This window comes from Rhodococcus sp. no. 34, from assembly GCF_054589475.1.
Genome location: NZ_BAAILK010000024.1, coordinates 18031 through 37941, shown reverse-complemented (window position 1 = coordinate 37941; position 19911 = coordinate 18031). Strand labels below are relative to the sequence as shown.

19 protein-coding genes are annotated in these 19911 nt (G+C 63.9%); 5 read left to right on the top strand and 14 right to left on the bottom strand.

From position 1 onward, the window contains the following. From ACYP01_RS08035 to ACYP01_RS08025, 3 genes are all read right to left on the bottom strand, one after another. Positions 1 to 348 (bottom strand): NAD(P)-binding domain-containing protein (locus ACYP01_RS08035; RefSeq protein WP_459679299.1); only part of this gene is annotated, 348 nt, incomplete at its 3' end. A gap of 34 nt (positions 349 to 382) precedes the next feature. Next, the gene (locus ACYP01_RS08030; protein WP_042923249.1) at positions 383 to 1228 is read right to left on the bottom strand and encodes a thioesterase family protein; all 846 of its coding nucleotides are present in this window, start codon (positions 1226 to 1228) and stop codon (positions 383 to 385) included. After that, entirely contained in the window at positions 1225 to 1863 is a 639-nt protein-coding gene (locus ACYP01_RS08025) for a MerR family transcriptional regulator (RefSeq protein WP_042453006.1), read from the bottom strand. The genes ACYP01_RS08030 and ACYP01_RS08025 overlap by 4 nt, the downstream gene beginning before the upstream one ends. A 150-nt stretch (positions 1864 to 2013) precedes the next feature. On the opposite strand from ACYP01_RS08025, the gene ACYP01_RS08020 reads away from it, so the two are divergent. From ACYP01_RS08020 to ACYP01_RS08005, 4 genes are all read left to right on the top strand, one after another. Then, on the top strand, positions 2014 to 2637 hold the full coding sequence (locus tag ACYP01_RS08020; protein ID WP_003942051.1) for a TetR/AcrR family transcriptional regulator: 624 nt from the start codon (positions 2014 to 2016) through the stop codon (positions 2635 to 2637). A gap of 155 nt (positions 2638 to 2792) precedes the next feature. Next, positions 2793 to 4259 carry a wax ester/triacylglycerol synthase domain-containing protein gene (locus tag ACYP01_RS08015; protein WP_058227475.1) on the top strand — a complete coding sequence of 489 codons (1467 nt, stop codon included), beginning with the start codon at positions 2793 to 2795 and terminating at the stop codon, positions 4257 to 4259. 3 nt (positions 4260 to 4262) lie between these two features. Then, complete coding sequence (locus ACYP01_RS08010; RefSeq protein WP_007735324.1) at positions 4263 to 6599, top strand: glycerol-3-phosphate 1-O-acyltransferase; 2337 nt, start codon at positions 4263 to 4265, stop codon at positions 6597 to 6599. Continuing rightward, positions 6596 to 8029, top strand: coding sequence for an HAD-IB family hydrolase (locus ACYP01_RS08005; RefSeq protein WP_003941905.1), 1434 nt, complete (start codon positions 6596 to 6598; stop codon positions 8027 to 8029). The genes ACYP01_RS08010 and ACYP01_RS08005 overlap by 4 nt, the downstream gene beginning before the upstream one ends. Here ACYP01_RS08005 and ACYP01_RS08000 read toward each other — a convergent pair. From ACYP01_RS08000 to ACYP01_RS07990, 3 genes are read right to left on the bottom strand one after another with little or no spacing between them, the layout of a single operon-like run. After that, positions 8009 to 8893, bottom strand: a complete 885-nt coding sequence (locus tag ACYP01_RS08000; protein WP_082893158.1) for a sugar phosphate isomerase/epimerase family protein — start codon at positions 8891 to 8893, stop codon at positions 8009 to 8011. The two genes, ACYP01_RS08005 and ACYP01_RS08000, sit on opposite strands and share 21 nt — an antisense overlap. Before the next feature lie 7 nt (positions 8894 to 8900). After that, positions 8901 to 10028: a hypothetical protein gene (locus ACYP01_RS07995; RefSeq protein WP_459679295.1), complete on the bottom strand. Its 1128-nt coding sequence runs from the start codon at positions 10026 to 10028 to the stop codon at positions 8901 to 8903. Beyond that, the gene (locus tag ACYP01_RS07990) at positions 10028 to 10978 is read right to left on the bottom strand and encodes a Ppx/GppA family phosphatase (RefSeq protein ID WP_003941975.1); all 951 of its coding nucleotides are present in this window, start codon (positions 10976 to 10978) and stop codon (positions 10028 to 10030) included. The genes ACYP01_RS07995 and ACYP01_RS07990 overlap by 1 nt, the downstream gene beginning before the upstream one ends. A gap of 66 nt (positions 10979 to 11044) precedes the next feature. Here ACYP01_RS07990 and ACYP01_RS07985 point away from each other — a divergent pair, with 66 nt between their 5' ends. After that, positions 11045 to 11830, top strand: a complete 786-nt coding sequence (locus ACYP01_RS07985; protein ID WP_003941928.1) for a hypothetical protein — start codon at positions 11045 to 11047, stop codon at positions 11828 to 11830. Positions 11831 to 11931: 101 nt separating this feature from the next. Here ACYP01_RS07985 and ACYP01_RS07980 read toward each other — a convergent pair whose 3' ends face one another. From ACYP01_RS07980 to ACYP01_RS07945, 8 genes are all read right to left on the bottom strand, one after another. Continuing rightward, positions 11932 to 12621, bottom strand: a complete 690-nt coding sequence (locus tag ACYP01_RS07980; protein ID WP_003942020.1) for a response regulator transcription factor — start codon at positions 12619 to 12621, stop codon at positions 11932 to 11934. Further along, entirely contained in the window at positions 12618 to 13853 is a 1236-nt protein-coding gene (locus tag ACYP01_RS07975) for a sensor histidine kinase (protein ID WP_003941938.1), read from the bottom strand. Before ACYP01_RS07975 ends, ACYP01_RS07980 begins: the two co-directional genes overlap by 4 nt. A 162-nt stretch (positions 13854 to 14015) precedes the next feature. Continuing rightward, complete coding sequence (locus tag ACYP01_RS07970) at positions 14016 to 14771, bottom strand: phosphoglyceromutase (RefSeq protein WP_003941992.1); 756 nt, start codon at positions 14769 to 14771, stop codon at positions 14016 to 14018. Positions 14772 to 14817: 46 nt separating this feature from the next. Then, positions 14818 to 16419, bottom strand: a complete 1602-nt coding sequence (locus tag ACYP01_RS07965; RefSeq protein ID WP_162114635.1) for an AMP-binding protein — start codon at positions 16417 to 16419, stop codon at positions 14818 to 14820. A gap of 139 nt (positions 16420 to 16558) precedes the next feature. Then, on the bottom strand, positions 16559 to 17056 hold the full coding sequence (locus ACYP01_RS07960; RefSeq protein ID WP_047268888.1) for a type III secretion system chaperone family protein: 498 nt from the start codon (positions 17054 to 17056) through the stop codon (positions 16559 to 16561). Further along, positions 17053 to 18381 (bottom strand): D-inositol-3-phosphate glycosyltransferase, encoded by a 1329-nt coding sequence (gene mshA / locus ACYP01_RS07955; RefSeq protein ID WP_065352118.1) that lies wholly within the window; start codon positions 18379 to 18381, stop codon positions 17053 to 17055. Before mshA ends, ACYP01_RS07960 begins: the two co-directional genes overlap by 4 nt. Before the next feature lie 42 nt (positions 18382 to 18423). Beyond that, positions 18424 to 19251, bottom strand: coding sequence for an alpha/beta fold hydrolase (locus ACYP01_RS07950; RefSeq protein WP_058038159.1), 828 nt, complete (start codon positions 19249 to 19251; stop codon positions 18424 to 18426). Then, the coding region (locus ACYP01_RS07945; protein ID WP_459679290.1) for an MFS transporter at positions 19197 to 19911 on the bottom strand (715 nt) is incomplete at its 5' end. The genes ACYP01_RS07950 and ACYP01_RS07945, both read right to left, overlap by 55 nt.

Here is a 19911-nt window from a genome sequence, read left to right as displayed (position 1 = left end):
GATGACCGGGAACCCTGCGGGCAGACGCGTTTCGAAGAATCCCGTGGGGATTCCCGCCGCAAGGGAAACGATCAATTGTTCGAGGTCGCCGTCCAGATCGACCTTCGTCAACGCCGTGAGCGCTGACTCGACGTCGTTCGGCTTCACCGCGATGACGATGACGTCCGCACCCTCGGCGGCATCGGCGACCGTGCTGACGCGGATGGAGTATTCGGCGATCAATTCGTCTGCGCGAGGCTGATATTGCTCGGCGACGACCAGATCCTTGATGGCGTGGCCGGCCTGCAACAGCCCGGAGATCAGCGCCTCGCCGATCTTGCCGCCACCGATAATCGCAATTCTTGTCATGGCGAACAGCCTGCCACGACCGCAGCGATCGACCCTAGCGGGGCATCATCGCCAATTGACGACTCTGGACGACGACTGCGCCCGTCGAATCGAGAACAGCATGATCCTCTTCGAACCACGTGCTGCCCAGAACATCCGAGCTCGCCCGCACGCGAAGCCATCCCGGCGTCGGCAGTCGGCGCAGGTACGTCGTCAACTGCACGGTCGGCGCCCACCCGAACAGGCCGCGGTTCATCGTCACCGGCGCGCTGATGTCACCCGCCATGATCGCGAACAGCACAGCGGTGTCGAGGTCGTTTTCGTCCTCGGGTCGAGGACGGACCCACATCCTGACCTCGGCCTCGCCTTGGCTGCCGGTCAGGAAGTGCGCCGAGGTGGTGTCGATTCGCATGTCGCAACCCTGACCGACATGCACGACCTGCGCCATCGGGTGATCGCCGATGACTGCCACCGCACTCTCCGGCGGTTCCGGTGACATGTCGTCGATCGACGAGGCCGTGACGAAGGTGGGGTCGCCGTCATCGGGGAATCCGAGCGTGACCGCCGCGCGAACAGCGCTGCGGCCCGCCTGGCTCAACTCGACGTCGAACAACGCGACCTGGCGTCCCTGCTTTCGGACGATCACCTCCAGTTCGACTTCACCCGGATCTGGGGCCGACAGATAGTTGGCGCTCACCGCGAGTGGCTGCATCTTCAGAAGCGAGTCGTTCTCACCTGCGCCGTCTCGCAGACATCGACGCGCGGCAGCGGCGCACACAGCCATCATGGAGCCGCCGTGCACTTTCGGCCCGATGGTCCAGATCGAATCGATCGTTGCGGTGTATCGCCCGTCGCCGAGCGAGGTGAGGCGATTGAGATCTTGAAAGGGACTGGTGCTCATCGATTTTCCTGTTCGGTGCTTTCTCGGTGTTGCGGGAAATGTCGTGCGGCCAAATCTTGGTGCGCCAGGCGTCGCAAAGCTGTCAGGACGGGTTCGTACATGGCGGTTCCGAGGACCGCATAGCGAATGCCGTCCTCGGTCGAACTGGTAGGCATCAGCTCGATTTCCACTTCGGCAATCCCTCGGATGTGGTCGCCGTAGGCGCGCAGGCGCTCGTCCGAGAGACTCAGTCCTGCATCCTCGAGGCCGATCAGTGCCCGCTCGAGGTGCGCGACCGCCACGTACCTCGGCTCGAAAACCTGACCGAGAAACTCCAGAACCTTGCGAGCTCTGGGGAACTCTGGATCCGGTTCAGGTTCGACGTACGGGGGTAGTTGCGCGATTGCGCGGCCGAAAGTCTCGAATTCGGATCGCTCGTCAGTGTCCACCAGTTCGAGCACCGCGCGAATCCGTGGAATCGCGAGTCCCGCCCCGGCCAGGGCCCTGATCAACGCGAGTCGCCGGACGTGCTGTTCGCCGTACCTCGCTCCCGTTGCGCTGGTCGGCTCACCAGGCATCAGCAGACCTTCACGGAGGTAGTACTTGATAGTGGCCAGTGCAACGCCGGACTGTGCGGCCAGTTCGGAAACCTTCACCGCTCCTCCGTCCAACTCGCTCGACCCTTTACTGGATAGTGATGCTATCCAATGGTGGCCGAGCATCGGTAAGGAGGACACGCCTTGCGCTAGGGTTGAACCTTCTTTAGTCACACCACCAGAAATTTCCGAACGGAGCGAACAGGCGGAATGACGGATTTGCAGTCGGAGGCTCAGCCCGACGAACAGTGGCGCATCGTGGAACCACTGACGCTGACTCCCCTGCTCACCGCCGCACTCGAGGTGTTCCACGAACTCGGTTACCACGGAGCGTCGGTTCGTGACATCGCAAAACGTGCCGGTGTCACCGTGCCGACGCTGTATTACCACCACGGCAACAAACAGGGCATCCTCGTCGCGCTGATGGAACCGGGCATCGAGAACGTCACCGCACGCGCGAGCGCTGCGGTCGACGCTGCCGGACCGTCGCCGACGGCACAGTTCGGCAATCTCGTCGAGGCGTGTGTTCTGCACATGACCAGTCGCTCCGACATAGCCTTCCTCGATTCCGAACTGCGATACCTCGAGGACGCGGAACGAAAGAGCTACGCCGCCAAGCGAAAGAAGCTCGAGAACCTACTCGTCGACGTACTGACGGCAGGCGTCGAGAGCGGTGAGTTCACGGTCCCGGACATCACCGGAACGGGCCGTGCGCTACTGGGAATGTGTCAGTCCGTCGTCCTCTGGTATCGACTCGACGGACCGCAGACTCCGCGCGAAGTCAGTGTTCTCTACCGCGAGATAGCCCTGAAAGCCGTCGGCGTCACTTCTTGAGCACTGAACTTCCCGGCATGTCCGATTAGCCCTTAACTGACGAACGTCACACCTGTCGGCTGACACCGAAACCGGGACGCGCCCACGGTCGCGGGTCCACACTTAGAAGCAGAGATGCGCGGGGTGGATCCGCAGACCGAGGGAGTTCTTGACGTATGGCCAACAGCAATCCATTTGTTCCTCCTAGCGCGGTCGACGTCGACCTTTCCGCGGTCGCCTGGGGGGCGAACCGCACGATGTCCGACTTCGAGACTGGAATGTGGCGGATGGAAGAGGCGCAGCCGCAACTGCGCTCACCGATCGTTGCGGTGGAGGTTCTCGATCGTGCCCCGGACTGGGATCGACTTCTCGACGCAGTCGAGTGGGCATCGCACGTGGTTCCGCGTATTCGTATGCGAGCAGTGGAACCGGCAATGCAGCTGGGCAATCCGGTGTGGTCCGTCGATCCCGAGTTCGACATCGGCTACCACCTACGACGCGTCCGCTTACCTGCACCGGCGGACTTCGATCACGCACTGCGCATGTGTCGTCACCTTGCGACGGAACCTTTCGACAAGGCTCGACCGCCGTGGAGCGCGCTGCTCATCGAAGGTCTCGACGACGGTCGCGCCGTGTTCGTGGTCAAGACTCACCACTCCATCACCGACGGCATGGGCGGCATCCAGATGATGACGCTCCTGCACAGCAGACGCCCGGACCCCACTCCGAACAAGCCCGACCGCACACCGCCTGCTCCTGAGCATCTGTCATCGGTGGGCGCCTTCGGCGAGGAGGTCGTCAGCGAGATCCGGCGTGCGCCCTCGCGTATCGCCAAGCTGGTCCGCGGTGCCACCAATGTTGCGACCACGGCGATCTCGAGTCCGATCACGACAGCTTCCGAGGTCCTCGGTTACGCCAATTCACTCCGCAAGATCGTCACTCCCCCAGCTCGTTCCGGTTCCCCTCTGCTCCACGATCGTGGTCTCGGACGGTGGTTCGGAACTCTCGAAGTGGGTGTTCCCGAGCTCAAGGCCGGAGCAAAAGCTGCCGGCGGCTCACTCAACGACGCGTACGTCGCCGCTTTGCTCGGCGGCTTCCATCGCTACCACGAAGCCTTCGGACAATCCGTCGACAGCATTCCGATGGGTATGCCGATCAGCATGCGTACGGGCGCAGACGCCAACGGCGGCAACCGGTTTGCAGCCGTTCGCTTCAACGGCCCGGTCTCCGAAACGGATCCGGCCAAACGCATCAGGCAGGTGCGAGAGATCGTTCTGAGTCTGCGTGAGGAACCGGCGTTGGACGCTATCGACGTCGCCGCCCCGATCCTCGCTCGCCTGCCGAACTATCTACTCGCGAACTGGTATCTGTCCCAGTCGACAGGACTGGACCTGCAGGCGAGCAACGTCGCCGGCGTACCGGTACCGGTCTATCTCGCCGGAGCGAAGATCGAGCGGATGTTCCCGTTCGGCCCGGCGCCCGGTTGCGCGGCGATGGCGACACTGGTCTCCCACGTCGGGGTGTGCTGTATCGGAATCAATCTCGACACCGCCGCGATCACGAAGCCCGCGCTGCTGATGCAGTGCTTGCAGGAGAGCCTGGACGAGATCGTCGCTCTCGGAGTCACAACGGAAGGTGCGTGAGTCATGAGCGAGAACACGACCAACCCGCGCGTGTACCTCACCGAAACCATGACAGAGGCCGAAGCCGGCGTGCTGCGAAAGTGGCTTGCCGACAAGGCAAGCTCATCCGAAACTCGGCCGGTCACCGTCAACATCACCGACAAGACCCTGGCAGAACTGGCGGCACGGACCGACGACCCGATGCTCGCACCGCTTCGCGTGGTGTGGATTCCGGACACCCATACCAAGCACAACGTCGCGGTGCGACTACGTGATGCGCTGGCACCACGCGATCCTCTCCACCCCGGACGCGGTGCACAACGCAGAACCCTGCGCACCGACCCCTCCCGGTGCCAGGTCATCGAAGGTGAACCCGCACCACTGAGCGATCTCGAGCGTCGCCTCGAAAAGAGCGGTGGCGGTTCGCTACCGGAGTTCATCCGACGGCAGGCCGCTCTGGCACTCGAACGCGCCGAATTGGGCCTACTGGGTGGCCAGTACAAGGTGTCACGGTTCGTCGTCGACGAGATCACCGACACCCGCCGATTCGCCACCGAGGTCATGGCTTTGGCCGACCGGTTGAACATCGCCGTCGCCGAAGTCGATCGCCGCGCACGTGAAGCTCTCGAAGAAATGGTTGCCACCCAGAGTCGCCAAGCCATCGCGGTGTGGGATCGCCTGGGCCGCTACTTCGCTCGCGCCTACAAGCTGGACGTGGACACGAGCCGCTTCGAGGAACTCCGTGAGCTGAACAAGGAACACTCACTGGTCTTCCTCCCCAGTCACCGTTCGTACCTCGATCCCCTCGTCCTGCGTCCGGCGTTGATCGCGAACGGCTTGCCGCTCAATCACGTCATGGGCGGCCTCAACATCAGTTTCTGGCCCATGGGCTCGATCCTCAAGCGCAGCGGCACCGTCTTCATTCGTCGAAGCATCGGCAACGACGAGGTCTACAAGTGGTCGATGCACGAGTACATGCGCTATCTGCTGACCAAGCGCTTCAATCTGGAGTGGTACATCGAAGGTGGACGCGGACGTACCGGGAAACTACGCCCGCCGCGCTTCGGTCTCCTGACCTACCTGACCAAGGCATTTCAGGTCAGCGGAGCGTCCGACGTGTACCTCGTCCCGGTTGCGCTGAGCTACGACCAACTCTACGAGGTCGGGGCCATGGCTGCCGAGGCGCTCGGCGCCGAGAAGACACCGGAAGGCCTGCGCTGGATGGTGGGTTACGTACGCGCCCAGGGAAAACGCAACGGTGTCGCGCACGTGACCATCGGCCGGCCGCTCTCACTCGCGGACGCACTCAGCCAGGAAACCGATCAGCGCCTCGCCATTCAGAAGGCCGGCATCGAGGTGTGTCACCGCATCAACGAGGTCACCCCGGTGACCGTGTCTTCACTGGCGATGTTGGCGTTCCTCGGAATCGAAGACCGGGCGTTGACAGTTCGTGAACTCACCGCGATTCTCACGCCGCTGTTCGGCTACATCACCGCGCGAAATCTTCCGATCGCCGGCGACGTCGAACTGTCCGATCCGCGTGTCATCGAGAAGGCATTGCAGACACACGTCGATTCCGGGGTGCTCGAGCGCTTCGATCGGGGCGGCGAGCAGGTCTTCTACCTCGGCAAGGACCAGCATCTTGTCGCTGCCTTCTACCGCAACAACACGATTCACTTTCTTGTCGTGCGTGCCATCACCGAACTCGTACTTCAGGCAGCCGTCGAAGAGCGGTTCGAGGACCCCATCGGGGACGGGTGGGCAGAGGCCAAGCGCATCCGAGATTTGTTGAAATTCGAGTTCTTCTTCAGTGACCGGGACACGTTCGAGCAGGAGATGCGGACCGAGCTGACGCTGATCGACCCCGAGTGGGAAACCGTCATGGCCGACGACAAACGAACCGAGCACATGATCGAGACGGTTCGCCCGTACCTCGCGCACCGCGTGCTCCAACCGTTCCTCGAGGCGTACCAGGTTGTCGCCGATCAGCTTGTGCTCGCGCCGATTTCGACATCGTTCGACGAAAAGTCGTTCATCAGCAACTGCATCGACGTCGCACATCAGCGTCGACTGCGGCAGCAGATCGCCAGCAACGAATCCGTCTCCGGCGAATTATTCGCCACCGCACTGAATTTGGCGCGCAACCGTAACTTGATCGAAGTCGACGACGACGGAGTCCGGGCCAGACGCCTGGCATTCGCTGCCGAGATCAAGGTTCAGGTCGAGCGCCTGCGTCACCTTCGCGCACTCGCGCATGCACGACTCGATCAGGTGGCGATGCCGGTACCGGACGCCGCCGCGGTAGTGACCATTCCAGAAGCAAACCGAGCGCCCGCCGCGAACGAGGAAGTAGGACTGTGACCGGACTCGAGCGTCTGCACTCCGCCATCGAAGCCGCCCCGCCCGGGCCCGGAACGATCGCCGCCTTCGACCTCGACGGCACCTTGATCAGCGGGTACTCGGCCAGCGTTGTGTACCGAGACCGCCTGCGACGCTTGGATATCAGCGTCGGCGAACTCTTGCGCACCACCGGTGCCGCGATCGACACCCAATTCCGCGGTGCTGACGTCGGAGCACTCATGGATATCGGCGTTCGAGCCTTGGGCGGCCGTACCGTCGAGGAACTGAACGACTGGGGCCGACGGCTGTTCAAGCAGGAAATCGCCGCGATGATCTACCCGGAAGCCCGCGGGCTACTGGCGGCACACCGGCGAGCCGGCCACACGATCGTGATGGCTACGTCGGCGACTCCGTTCCAGGCCAAGTACGTCGCCGAAGATCTCGACATCGAAGACGTGCTGTGCACCGAGCCCGAAGTCGTCGACGGCATGCTCACCGGCGAACTGTCTTCGCCCGCACTGTGGGGGCCGGCCAAGGCCAATGCCCTTGCAGGCTATGCCGAGAAGATGGGCGCCGATCTGAAGAACGCGTTTGCGTACTCCAACGGTGTCGAAGACGTCTTCATGCTCGAGGCCGTCGGGCGACCTGTCGCGTTGAATCCCGATCGTGGTCTGGCCAAGATCGCGTTGCGCAATCACTGGCCTTCGGTCAGCCTGCGTAAACCGCAGCGAGGCGCAACACCGATCTCCACGATCCGAACGGCGACGGCCATGGGCGCGCTTGCTGCCACCGCCGCCCTCGGTGCGTCGGCAGGCATTGTCACCGGGAACCGTCAACTGGGTGCGAACCTGGTCGGCACGTACGGCCCCGACATCTCGCTCTCACTGCTGGGCATCGACGTCGAGATCGACGGCGAGCACAACGTGTGGGATCACCGCCCGGCGGTGTTCATGTTCAACCATCAGAGTTCCCTGGACATGTTGGTCCTGGGCACCGTGATCAAGCGTGACGTGACCGGCGTCGCGAAGAAGGAAGCGGCAAGCGATCCGCGGTTCATGCCCGTCGGTGCACTGCTCGACGTCGCCTACATCGACCGCACCGACACCACGAAGGCGAAGGCTGCACTGCAACCGGCAGTCGACAAGCTGAAGAATGGTGTCTCGATAGTCATAGCTCCGGAGGGCACCCGTTCTCCGACGCCACGTCTGGGCCCTTTCAAGAAGGGCGGATTCCACTTGGCGATCCAAGCCGGTGTGCCGATCGTGCCCGTGGTGATTCACAACGCGGGTGAACGGATGTGGCGCAATTCGCTTGTCGCCCATCCAGGCCCGGTCTATGTCTCGGTGCTCGATCCCATCTCGACCGAAGGCTGGGAGACCAAAGACCTCGACGCACACGTCGAGAAGGTACGCGCGCAGTTCGAAGCTGCGCTACTTGCCGGCCACCGCTGAGCGTGCCAGGTGCTCGCGTGCAAACGCGAGCGCCTGCGCCAGCATCGACGACCGCTCCCGCCGGGTGCGCGCGTTCTGCGTGTTGATCTCGATGACTGCCTGGCCGCTGAATTCGCTCGCAGCCAATTGCTGACACAACTCCGCGCACGGCTGTGAGCCATGCCCCGGAATCAGGTGCTCGTCCATCGACGCCCCGCGACCGTCGGCCAGGTGCAGGTGCTCGAGCCCCTTGCCCATACGGGAGGCCAACTCCAGGGCATCCATGCCCGCCGTCGCGGTGTGCGACAGGTCGAGTGTGTAGTGAGCATGATCGGAATCGGTCGGGTCGTACGACGGACTGAACGCGGACAACGCTGCCCCTGGACCGCCACGTTTACGCAGACGCTCCGCGGACTTGTCCTTGCCGCCGAAGAAGCTGTCGGCGCGCATGGGGAACATGTTCTCCACCGCCACCACGACGCTGCTCTTCGATTCGAGTTCGACAACCTGTTCCGCGAAGCCTTCGGCGTACTTGCGCTGCCACCGGAACGGCGGGTGGACGACCACCGTCGTCGCTCCCAAGGTTTCGGCCGTGCGCACCGAACGCTCGAGCTTCTCGACCGGATCGGAACCCCACACGCGCTGCGAAATCAGCAGACACGGCGCATGCACGGCCTGCACCGGAATCGCATACTTGCGAACGAGGGCAGCGACAGCACCGATGTCCTGACTCACGGATTCGGCCCACACCATCAGTTCGACGCCGTCGTATCCGAGATCAGCGGCGTAGCGAAATGCCGCTTCCGTGTTCTCCGGATACACCGAAGCCGTCGACAGGCCGACGGCTATCGGCCGACGAATCATGCGCTGCGATCCCCCGATCATCGTCCGATCAACCCGAGGTCAACAAGAACGCCAGTGGACCGAGCGTCACGATCATGCCGACGACCACCGCGATCACGAAACTCGTGATGTCGTCCGTCTTCCGCAGAACCCGCACGACGGCAACCAGGCCGACGATCACGATCAGCGCGAGCACCAACGCCACCCACGGCAGCATGTCCCACAGCTTCTCGAAGCCCTTGAACATCGCGCCGCCGACGATCAGTGCAACAACCACCTGACCGGCAAGCACTGCCCATTCACGGATCGAGTTACGCTCGCCTGCCTCTTCCGCTGCCGGTTCGGCTTCGACATCGGACTCCGCGACGGCACTGGTCTTTTTTGCACCGTCATCGACAGCCGGCGCCTTGACCAGATCGACCACGGCGGTGGATTCGGCCTCGCCGGCATCCGCGTCTGCAATCTTGTCGATCAGTTCGGTGCTCTCTTCCGGCGCGGCCGGAGCGGGAGCGGTCTGTGCAGGTGCCTTGGCGACGGGAGTGGGGACACGCGGCGGCAGGATCGGCGGACGCAACGACGGCGACTGCGTTGCGGCGCGCTCCTGACGCATCAGGTCGCCCGCCAGGGTCTGACCCGACAGCAGGGCTGGTTCCTGCGTTACCTGCGTCGGTGACGAGGAGTTGAGCGGTGCCCGGCTCACCCACTGCCCGGGCGAGGACTTCGAGGTCTGTCCCGGCGAACGTGTGGAAGTCGGCTTCGGAGTGGTGACCGGCGGCGCAGCAACCGGCTTCGACTCACCCTTGGGTGCCTGCGGCTCGTCATCGTCGTCGTCGAACGAGACGGCGAAGGCTGCGGTGCGATCGGCGGGAACCTTCGGTGCCGGTTCGGCTGACTTGGCGGTTTCCGCGACAGCCTCGGCCGGCGCTGAAGGTGCAGAGTTCTCCGGCGCAGCGGTTTCCGGCGCAGCGGCTTCAGGCTGGGCTGCTGGTTCGTCGGACTCGGGCTCGGCGGCCGCGCGCGATCCCGACTGGCGAACGATCGGGATCTCACCCGTCAGTTCGGCGACGGAGATGCCACCGGCTACGCCGCGCCGGCGTCGTCCACCTCGGGATTCGACGCTCTGACCGTTCCGCTTGAGCAGTTCCGCTACGGAAATCTGCTGACTGTCCTCGGTCATCAAGCACTCACCACCAATTCACCGCCCATTTCTGTGTCGAGCTTTCGCAGAATCAGACCCTCACGCAGTGCCCAGGGACAAATTTCCAGTTCGTCCACTCCGAGCGCCCGCATGGTTGCCTCTGCGATGAGCGCGCCGGCCACAATCTGCTGTGACCGATCCGAGCTCACTCCTTCCAATTCTGCACGGTCCGCCGCCGTCATCCTGGATATGAAGGCTATGAGTTGCCTGAGTCCGCTGGAAGTCAGGGTCCGTTTTGCCCGGGGGCCTGCGGCAGAAGGGGCCGCGCCGGTGAGCCGAGCCAACGATCGGAAGGTCTTCGAAGTCCCGACCGTGCGGTCCCAGTCGCCGGCGGCGCGCAGTTCCTTGGCTGGTCCGACCAACTCCGCGTCCAGCCAGTCACGCAATACAGCGACCCGGCGCTTGCCCGGCGGATCGGCCTGTAGCCAGTCGCGCGTCAACCGTCCGGCACCGAGTTGCAGTGAGAAGGCGACGTCCGGATCCTCGTCACCACCTGCTGTGAGTTCGAGCGAGCCGCCGCCGATGTCCAGGTTCAGGATGCGTCCGGCGCTCCAGCCGTACCAGCGGCGCACGGCCAGAAAGGTCAAGCGGGCTTCGTCGACCCCGGACAGAACCTCGAGGTTGACTCCGGTCTCGGCGCGGACGCGGGCGAGTACGGCTTCGGAATTGTTGGCGTCACGGACCGCGGAAGTGGCAAAAGCCATCATTTCCTCGCACCCGGACGTCTTGGCGATACCGGCGAATTCGGAAACCGTCGACACCAACCGATCGGCTCCTGACGTGGTGATATCGCCGCGGTCGTCAGTGTTTTCTGCCAGCCTCAACGTGGACTTGGTCGAGCTCATGGGTGTTGGGTGGCCGCCCCGATGGGCGTCCACAACCAATAGATGGACGGTATTGCTTCCGACGTCGAGTACCCCTAGTCGCACATCGCCACGTTACTGGGTCTACGGTCGGCCCTTGTGACAGCAGGTAACCCAGACCGGTCCCACAAGATGACTCCGAGCCCCGAGGTCGATCTCGATTTCCCGCGCGAATGGGTCGAATTTGTCGATCCGGATAACTCCGAACACCTCATTTCCGCTGATATGACGTGGTTGCTCTCGCATTGGACCTGCGTGTTCGGCACGCCGGCGTGTCAGGGCATCATCGGAGACCGCCCGGACGACGGTTGCTGCTCGCACGGCGCTTTCCTCTCCGATCAGGAAGATCAGGACAAGCTCGATGCGTCAGTGAAAATGCTCACAGCCGAAGACTGGCAGTTCATGGAAAAGGGTCTCGGCAAGAAGGGCTACGTCGAAGAAGACGACCTCGAGGACGAGCCCGCGCTGCGCACCCGCCGCTACAAAGGAGCGTGCATCTTCCTCAACCGGCCGGGTTTTGCCGGGGGCGAGGGCTGCGCCCTGCATTCCATGGCGCTCAAGAAGGGCATCGAGCCGCTCGAGGTGAAACCGGACGTGTGCTGGCAGCTACCCATCCGCCGCACCCAGGACTGGGTCGACCGGCCGGACGGCGTCCAGATCCTCAAGACCACGATCACCGAGTACGACCGCCGCGGCTGGGGTGAGGGCGGCGACGACCTCGCCTGGTACTGCTCCGGCTCCCCCGACGCTCATGTCGGGGAGCGGCAGGTCTGGCAGTCCTACGGGCCCGAGTTGACGGAACTTCTCGGAAAGCGCGCGTACGACGAGCTGGCTCGCCTCTGCAGACGTCGCGCGGGCCTCGGCCTCATCGCAGTCCATCCGGCGACCACGATCGCTCAGAACAAAGCTCAGGGCTGACTCAGCCTGAACAAAAAGAATTCAGCCGCTCACACCATCGTGTGAGCGGCTGAATTCTTCTCGACATTTCCTCCTCGACATTTCTTCTCGACGAGGTTCGATCACGCTTCGAGCTTGTAACCCAACCCACGGACCGTGACCAGATGTTCCGGCTTGGCCGGATCCGATTCGATCTTCGAACGCAACCGCTTCACGTGTACGTCAAGGGTTTTGGTGTCACCGACGTAGTCGGCGCCCCAGACGCGGTCGATCAACTGTCCGCGGGTCAGCACCCGACCGGAGTTGCGGAGCAGGTACTCGAGGAGGTCGAACTCCTTGAGCGGCAACGTCACCGGGTTACCCGCGACCTGCACGACGTGGCGCTCGACGTCCATCCGTACCGGTCCGGCCTCGAGCACCCCGTTGTCGGAGGCGAGGTCCGCCTCGTTCTCCACCCCGCGGCGCAGCACCGCACGGATGCGAGCGATCAGCTCGCGCGCCGAATACGGTTTGGTCACATAGTCGTCCGCACCGAGTTCCAGGCCGACAACCTTGTCGATCTCACTGTCACGCGCCGTCACCATGATGACGGGAACGCCGGAGCGCGACCGCAGCGCCTTGCAGACGTCCGTGCCACTCATGCCGGGCAGCATGAGGTCGAGCAGGACGATGTCCGCTCCGGAGCGATCGAATTCCGCCAACGCCGACGGTCCGTCGTTGACGATGGTGGTCTCGAAGCCTTCCTTGCGGAGCAGGAACGCCAGCGGGTCCGCCAAGGACTCCTCGTCCTCCACGATCAGCACACTCGTCATCGTTTGGCCTCCATGCCGTTTTCTCTACTGCCTTGTTCTCGTCTGCCGATCCGCGTGGAACCGGCGGTTCCCGCGTCGTCAGAGTCGATGTCGTCGTCCGACTCCACGTGTGCCGGTATCTGCAACGTGAAGGTAGACCCTGTACCCGGTTTGCTCCACAGTTCGATGGAGCCGTTGTGATTGGCCGCGACGTGTTTGACGATCGCCAGCCCCAGACCGGTTCCACCGGTCTGCCGTGACCGCGCCTTGTCCACGCGGAAGAATCTCTCGAACACTCGCTCCTGGTCCGCTTTCGCGATGCCTTCTCCTCGGTCGGTGACTGCGATCGCGACATTGTCGCCGCGTACCGAACGACTGACGGACACCGGAGAACCCTTGGGCGAGTACGCAATAGCGTTCTCGATGAGGTTGGACAATGCTGTGACGAGGAGAGTCTGATCCCCGAGCACTTCCAGCCCACTCGGATGGTCGGTGGTGACCGTGATCCCGGCGGCCTCGGCCGACAGATTCGACCTCGACAGTGCTTCGGACACCACGGTGTCGACGTCGACCACGTCGAGATCCGGCAGCTTCTCGGCACCTTGCAGACGCGAGAGTGCGATCAACTCGGTGACCATCTTGCCCAGACGGATCGACTCACCGAGCACCCGTTCGCCGAAGTGGCGCACCGATTCCGGGTCGTCAGCGGACTCGAGCAGTGCCTCGGCAAGCAAACTCATCGCACCGACCGGCGTCTTGAGTTCGTGGCTGACGTTCGCGACGAAATCGCGTCGGGTCGCCTCCATGCGGACCTGCTCGGAATCGTCGTCGGCGAACAGGACCACGAAGTTGCGATCGTCCTTGCTGAGCAACCGGGCCGTGCCACGTACCGCGATCTTGTCGCGGCCCCGCTGAGCGGTCTGCGCCGTCAGATCGACCTCGACGGGTTGACCCGTCCGCAGAACTTCCTGAGCAGCCCGCCAAGCTCGCTCGTCGACCAGACGATTCTTGACGAGGCCGAGTTCCTCGGCGCGAGGATTGAAGAGCACGACGTCGTGAAAACCGTCGACGACGGCGATACCGCTTTCCGAAGCCAACACGATGAGGTCGAGAACCTGGGACATCGTGAGCCCGGTCTGTTCGTCCGAGCGCTGACTCTGGCGCGACGACAGCCTGGGTACCAGCACCCCGCCGACGAGGTAGCCGACCAAGCCGGCGACCACGACCAGCAGCACTGCAATCACGACACTCACGGCGCAATCGTACGTTCGCGCGAAGAGTCGGTTACGGCGGGTTCGGACGTTCCCACCCGCGTAATCCGCCAGGTGGACGGCGTTGGTTCGTCGTTCATCTGTTGTTGGCCGAGGCCCCCCGAAATCACTGTTCGGGGGGCCTCGACGCACATCATCGGGTTGCTACTTTCCGCCCTGATTCGCCACCGCGGCGGCGCCGGCAGCTGCGGCCTCCGGATCCAGGTAGGTGCCGCCGGGATTGAGCGGCTTCAGGTTCTCGTCGAGGTCGTAACGCAGCGGGATTCCGGTCGGGATGTTCAGGCCCGCGATGTCCTCGTCCGAGATGCCGTCGAGGTGCTTGACCAACGCACGCAGCGAGTTGCCGTGCGCGGTGACCAGCACGTTCCGACCGGCGAGCAGCTCCTGGGAGATGGTGTCCTCCCAGTACGGGATCAGACGCTTGACGACGTCGAGCAGGCACTCGGTCAAGGGAACCTCGTCGAGGTTCGCGTACCGGGGATCGGTGTCCTGGCTGTACTCGCTGCCGGCTTCGATGGCGGGCGGCGGGGTGTCGTAGCTACGACGCCAGAGCATGAACTGCTCGTTTCCGTACTCTTCCTTGGTCTGCGCCTTGTTCTTGCCCTGCAGAGCGCCGTAGTGACGCTCGTTGAGGCGCCAGTCGCGGACCACGGGGATCCAGTGGCGATCGGCGGCGTCGAGCGCGAGGTTTGCGGTGCTGATCGCGCGGCGCAGCAGAGACGTGTAGAGAACGTCGGGCAACAGGTTGTGCTCGGCGAGCAGTTCGCCGGCGCGCTTGCCCTCGGCCATGCCCTTGTCTGTCAGGTGTACGTCCACCCAGCCGGTGAACAGATTGAGTGCATTCCATTCGCTCTCGCCGTGGCGGAGCAGGACCAGGGTTCCGATACTCATGGCGTTCATCCTGGCACGAGTACCGGAACCCTTCTTGATCAACCCTGTCCGGAAATCAGCTCGGGGCAACTTCCGCAGTTCGCAGATCCTTGCGGAGGATCTTTCCGGCCGCGGATTTCGGCACGGTACTGATGAACGAAACCTGGCGAACCTTCTTGTGCGGCGAGACGCGCTCGGCGACAAACGAGATCACGTCGGCTTCGGTCAACTCGGCGCCGTCCTGGAGCACGACGAATGCCTTCGGGACCTCTTCGCCCTCGGCGTCGAGCACGCCGATCACGGCGGCGTCGGCGATCTGCGGGTGGGTCAGCAGCAAGGCCTCGAGTTCCGCCGGGGGAACCTGGTAGCCCTTGTACTTGATCAGTTCCTTGAGGCGGTCGACGATCTTGACGACGCCGTCGCCGTCGACGGTCGCGATGTCACCGGTGTGCAGGTAACCGTCGTCGTCGAGGGTGTCCTTGGTGGCCTGGTCGTTGCCGAGGTAGCCGAGCATGATGTTCGGGCCCTTGCACCACAGTTCGCCGGGCTCGCTGACGCCGTCCGAGCCGAGAGGCGGGTACGCGACCTCTTCGCCCGTTCCGGGGTCGACGAGCTTGCATTCCATGTTGGCGATGGTCGGACCGCAGGTGTCGAGCGCGATGTCGTCGCGGTCGAACGGGATCGCGTGCGAGACCGGGCTCATCTCGGACATGCCGTAGCCCTGGCGGACGTGGCAGTTCAACCGGTCGGCGACGGCCTTGCCGAGCGCCGCGTCGAGCGGGGCCGCACCGGAGAAGATGGTGTGCACGCTCGAGAGGTCGTACTGATCGACGAGCGGGTGCTTGGCCAGCGCGACGGCAACGGGCGGTGCGACGAAGATGTACGTCGACTTCTGCTCGGCGACGATCCGCAGGAACTCGACGAGATCGAACTTCGGCATCGTGATGAGGCTCGCGCGGCGGTAGAGCGCAGCGTTGAGCAGGACCGTCATGCCGTAGATGTGGAAGAACGGCAGGACCGCGAGAATCTTGTCGTCGGTCTCGATGCCCATCCGCGGAATGATCTGGCAGACGTTGGCTACGAGGTTCCGATGGGTGAGCATGACCCCCTTGGGTCGGCCGGTGGTGCCCGAGGAGTACGGCAGCACCGCGAGTTGGGTGGCCGGATCGAAGGAGACCTCGGGCGCCGCTGCACCCTCGCCGAGCAGATCACGCAGCGAGAGGTGGCCTTCGGCACCGTCGAGCACGAACACGTTCTCGGCCGGGATACCGACCAGGTCAGCAGCGGCCTTTGCCTGCGGCAGGAGCGGCGAGACGGTGAAGAGGAACTTGGCCTTGGAATCGGTGAGCTGCTTGGCGATGTCCTCGGCGGTGTAGAGCGCGTTGATCGTGGTCGCGACGCCACCGGCACGAAGGATGCCGTGGAAGACGGAACCGAAGGCCGGGACGTTGGGCGAATGCAGCCCGACCACGTCGCCGACGGCGAGTCCGCGCGCTGCGAGAGCGCCTGCAACGCCGTTGATCTGTGCGATCAGCGAAGCGTATGTGGTGACTGCGCCCGAACTGCCCTCGACGAAGGCCGTCTTGTCGAGGTCTGCGGGGTCGGTGTTTCCGAACAGGAAGTCGTAGACGCTGAGGTTGGGGATTTCAACGTCGGGGAACGGACTCTTGAAGCTCACTGTGCTCCTCGAAAAGTTGCGCGGCGGGGTGGTGTGACCAACTTACTGTGACTCACGGGAACAGTATTATTCCGTGACGACAGTCACAAGTAAAGGCCACTTTACGTGACACATCCGCGATGTGTCTCACCCCGCTCGATCAGCTCTGCGCGGGCTCTTCCTCGATGAGGTGCTTGAACGGTTCGAGATTCGCCAGCGACTCACCTCGCGACACCCGCCACGCCCACTCACGCTTGATGGACGAGGAGAAGCCGAGTTCGAGGATGACGTTGAAATCGCCGTCGGCGGCTTCGAGAACCTGACCGAGCACTCGGTCGAGTTCATCGCCGGTCACGGCATGCTCTGCGATCTTGCCGACGAGGTAGATGTCCCCGACCTTGTCGAGTGTGTACGCCACCCCGTACAGACGACGGTTGCGCTTGAGCAGGAATTTGTAGACGCCTTCGAAGTTCTCGTCCACCTTGCGGCACACGAAGGCCTCGACCCGCACACCGTGATTGCCGACGGTGAGCAGAGTCGACGTCTTGAGTTTGTGTTCACCGGGAAGTTCGACGATGAAATGCGCGTCGTCTTTTCTGGTGAAGTCGAGTTCGCGCTCGGTGAGGGCCTGCTCGATGGTGTCCGAAATGCTGCTCATGTACGCACTCCCCCGGTCCGGCGCAGACGCCACAGACCCCGCGCACGGCGGGGCGAGAAGTCGCTGGGACCGGTTCCGTTGTTGTAGTTGACTGCGGCTTTGCGATAGCTCTCGAGCAAACCGTCCGCGGTGTGTTCCCACGAGAAATTTTCGGCGTGGCGCGGTGCCTGCGCGGCGAGTTCGGCCAAGCGCGTCGGTGCTGTCACCAAGGATTCGAGGGCGCCGGCCCAATCTTCGGTGCGGTGTCCTTGAACCAGCAGGCCGGTCTCACCGTTGCGTACGGCCACTCCCAGTCCGCCGACGTCGGCGGCGATCACCGGAGTTCCGCAGGCTTGAGCTTCGATGGCGACCAACCCGAAGGACTCCGAATAGCTCGGCACCGCAACCAGATCCGAGGCACGGTAGACATCGGCGAGACGCTCAGGAGCCTGCGGCGGCAAGAACGTCACCTGCGCGGTGATGCCGAGTGAGCGTGCAAGTTCGATCAGCACGTCCGGCCGCGCGAGGCCAGTTCCCGACGGCCCGCCGACGACGAGGATGCGCAACGGCAACTCGGGGCGACGGCTGATCACTTCGGCGGCAGCACGCAGCAGAACGTCCGGTGCTTTCAGAGGTTGGATCCGGCCGACGAAAGTCACGACGATCTCGCCCGGGTCCAACCCCAACGACGCGCGGGCGGAATCGCGATCGCCCGGTCGGTAGCGGGTGAGATCGGCGCCGGGAGCCACGACGTCGATACGCGTGGGGTCTGCGCCGTACAACTCGTGCAGCGCCTTGGCTTCGTCGGTGGTGTTGGCGACCAGGCGATCGGACTCGGCGACTACTTGCTGCTCGCCGATCTGACGTGCTGCCGGCTCCGGGGTGTCTCCCTCGGCAAGCGAAAGATTCTTTACCGCCGCGAGGGTGTGGGCGGTGTGTACGAGGGGCACGCCCCAGCGGTCGCGGGCCAGCCAGCCGACCTGACCGGACAACCAGTAGTGCGAGTGAATCAGGCTGTAGTACCCGGGCTCGTGGCGCGCTTCCTCCCGTAGAACTCCTGCGACGAAGGCACACAGTTGAGTCGGCAGATCCGCCTTGTCCAGCCCTTCGAAGGGACCAGCAGCAATGTTCCGAACCCGCACTCCGGGAGCGGCGTCCACCACAGGTGCGTCGGCCGAGGACGTCGCGCGGGTGAATATCTCCACCTCGACGCCACGTTTGGCGAGCTGAATGGCGGATTGCAGAACGTAGACGTTCATCCCACCCGCGTCACCGGTGCCGGGTTGCGCCAATGGCGAGGTGTGGACCGAGAGAACGGCCACCCGGCGAGGGCGCGAAATGTGCATGGGCGTCACGACTCCATACTGCCCCCTCACCGGGCGCGAACTCTAACCGAGGCTCGAGATGAAGGTTCGCACTTCGGACACGAATCGTGTCGGATCCTCCACGAACGGGCCGTGATTGCAGCCTTCCCAGTACGACGCCTGGGACTTGGGAATCAGTTCCTCGGCGTGCTTACCTGCGCTCACGTCGACGACGGAGTCCTCGGTTCCGTGCAGAACGAGAACGGGGATATCCAGGTTGCGGAGCAAGTCGTCGTGACCGACAGCACGGTTGAACAGTGCTGCGCGCACCCGCGGACGCGTCGAGAGGCTGTACCCGAACAAGGCCTGCGACGCTGCACCCTTGCCCTCGGGTGGGCCGGTGAGAGCATTGCCGAAAGCGCCGAGTGCACGGATCGCCTCGCGGGGATCTTCGGACATCGCGCCGGGAACTGCGCTACGCATCGCCGAGCCGACCTTGCCACCTTTTTCGCCGCGCCCGATGCTGGTGATCGCCCCGACCAGAACCGCGCCCGCCACCGCGCCGGTGCCGTGCGCTGCCAGGTAATCGCAGATCACCAGACCGCCGTACGACCAGCCGAGCAGGATCGCGTTCTCGGTGACGCCTTCGGCCGCAAGAACAGCCGCGACGTCGCCGGCCCAGTTCGCGGAATCGTCGTATCCGGATTCGGGCGCATCGGAGTAACCGTGGCCGCGCAGATCGACGGCGATCAGCCGATAGTCCGCGGCCAGGTCCGCGAGGACCTGCTCGCCCCAGCACTGCGAGGACTGAGCCCAGCCGTGCAGCAACACCAGCGGGGTCCCCGCCGAATTTCCGGTTACTCGATAGACGATGGACGTGCCGTCGACGCTGACGGCTTCACGAATAGACATGCCGTCACGATAGAGGCTGCGACTGCGGCGCCGACGGCGAGCATGTAGGCCGACGGGACGCCGTAGCGATCGATCAGCTGTCCGGCCAGCGCAGACCCGAGCGCCACGCCGACGCCGAGGCCGGTAACCGTCAGGGTCATTCCCTCGGTGAGCTTTTCCGGCGGGACGATCTGTTCGACCAGGGCTGTCGCGATGATGAGCGTCGGTGCGATGGTCGCGCCCGCCAGCACGTAGGCACCCGCAAGTGCGGCCACGTTTCCGACCAACAGAAGCGGGACGCTGAGAACGGCGACCGCCGAGGACGCGATCATCAACTGCCCGCGCAGCGATCGCGCCGGGTGCATCGACCCGAAGATCAGTCCCGCGATTCCCGAACCGCCGGCGAACAGCGCGAGGACCAGCGTCGCGGATCCCGGCGAATTCTGTTCCTTGGTGAACGCGATGGCGCCGACGTCGATGACGCCGAAGATCGTTCCGAGCATCACCATGATGACGATGACGATCCACATCACGTGGTTACCGAGAACCGATCGTCCGCGGCCGGGTCGACGCGGATGCACCTTCGGTTCGGTTCCGCGCTGTATGACCAGCAGCAGGGTTCCGGTGACCAGCAGGATCAACCCTGCCAGTGGTCCAGCCTCGGGGAAGAGCCCGATGCTC

Coding starts and splice junctions, on each gene's coding strand:
- mshA (WP_065352118.1), bottom strand. CDS start 18,381: ATGCACATTTCGCGCCCTCGCCGGGTGGCCGTTCTCTCGGTCCACACC.
- ACYP01_RS08030 (WP_042923249.1), bottom strand. CDS start 1,228: ATGAGCACCAGTCCCTTTCAAGATCTCAATCGCCTCACCTCGCTCGGC.
- ACYP01_RS08020 (WP_003942051.1), top strand. CDS start 2,014: ATGACGGATTTGCAGTCGGAGGCTCAGCCCGACGAACAGTGGCGCATC.
- ACYP01_RS08000 (WP_082893158.1), bottom strand. CDS start 8,893: ATGATCGGGGGATCGCAGCGCATGATTCGTCGGCCGATAGCCGTCGGC.
- ACYP01_RS08010 (WP_007735324.1), top strand. CDS start 4,263: ATGAGCGAGAACACGACCAACCCGCGCGTGTACCTCACCGAAACCATG.
- ACYP01_RS07970 (WP_003941992.1), bottom strand. CDS start 14,771: ATGAACGCCATGAGTATCGGAACCCTGGTCCTGCTCCGCCACGGCGAG.
- ACYP01_RS07950 (WP_058038159.1), bottom strand. CDS start 19,251: ATGTCTATTCGTGAAGCCGTCAGCGTCGACGGCACGTCCATCGTCTAT.
- ACYP01_RS07960 (WP_047268888.1), bottom strand. CDS start 17,056: ATGAGCAGCATTTCGGACACCATCGAGCAGGCCCTCACCGAGCGCGAA.
- ACYP01_RS08015 (WP_058227475.1), top strand. CDS start 2,793: ATGGCCAACAGCAATCCATTTGTTCCTCCTAGCGCGGTCGACGTCGAC.
- ACYP01_RS07980 (WP_003942020.1), bottom strand. CDS start 12,621: ATGACGAGTGTGCTGATCGTGGAGGACGAGGAGTCCTTGGCGGACCCG.
- ACYP01_RS07985 (WP_003941928.1), top strand. CDS start 11,045: ATGACTCCGAGCCCCGAGGTCGATCTCGATTTCCCGCGCGAATGGGTC.
- ACYP01_RS07995 (WP_459679295.1), bottom strand. CDS start 10,028: ATGACCGAGGACAGTCAGCAGATTTCCGTAGCGGAACTGCTCAAGCGG.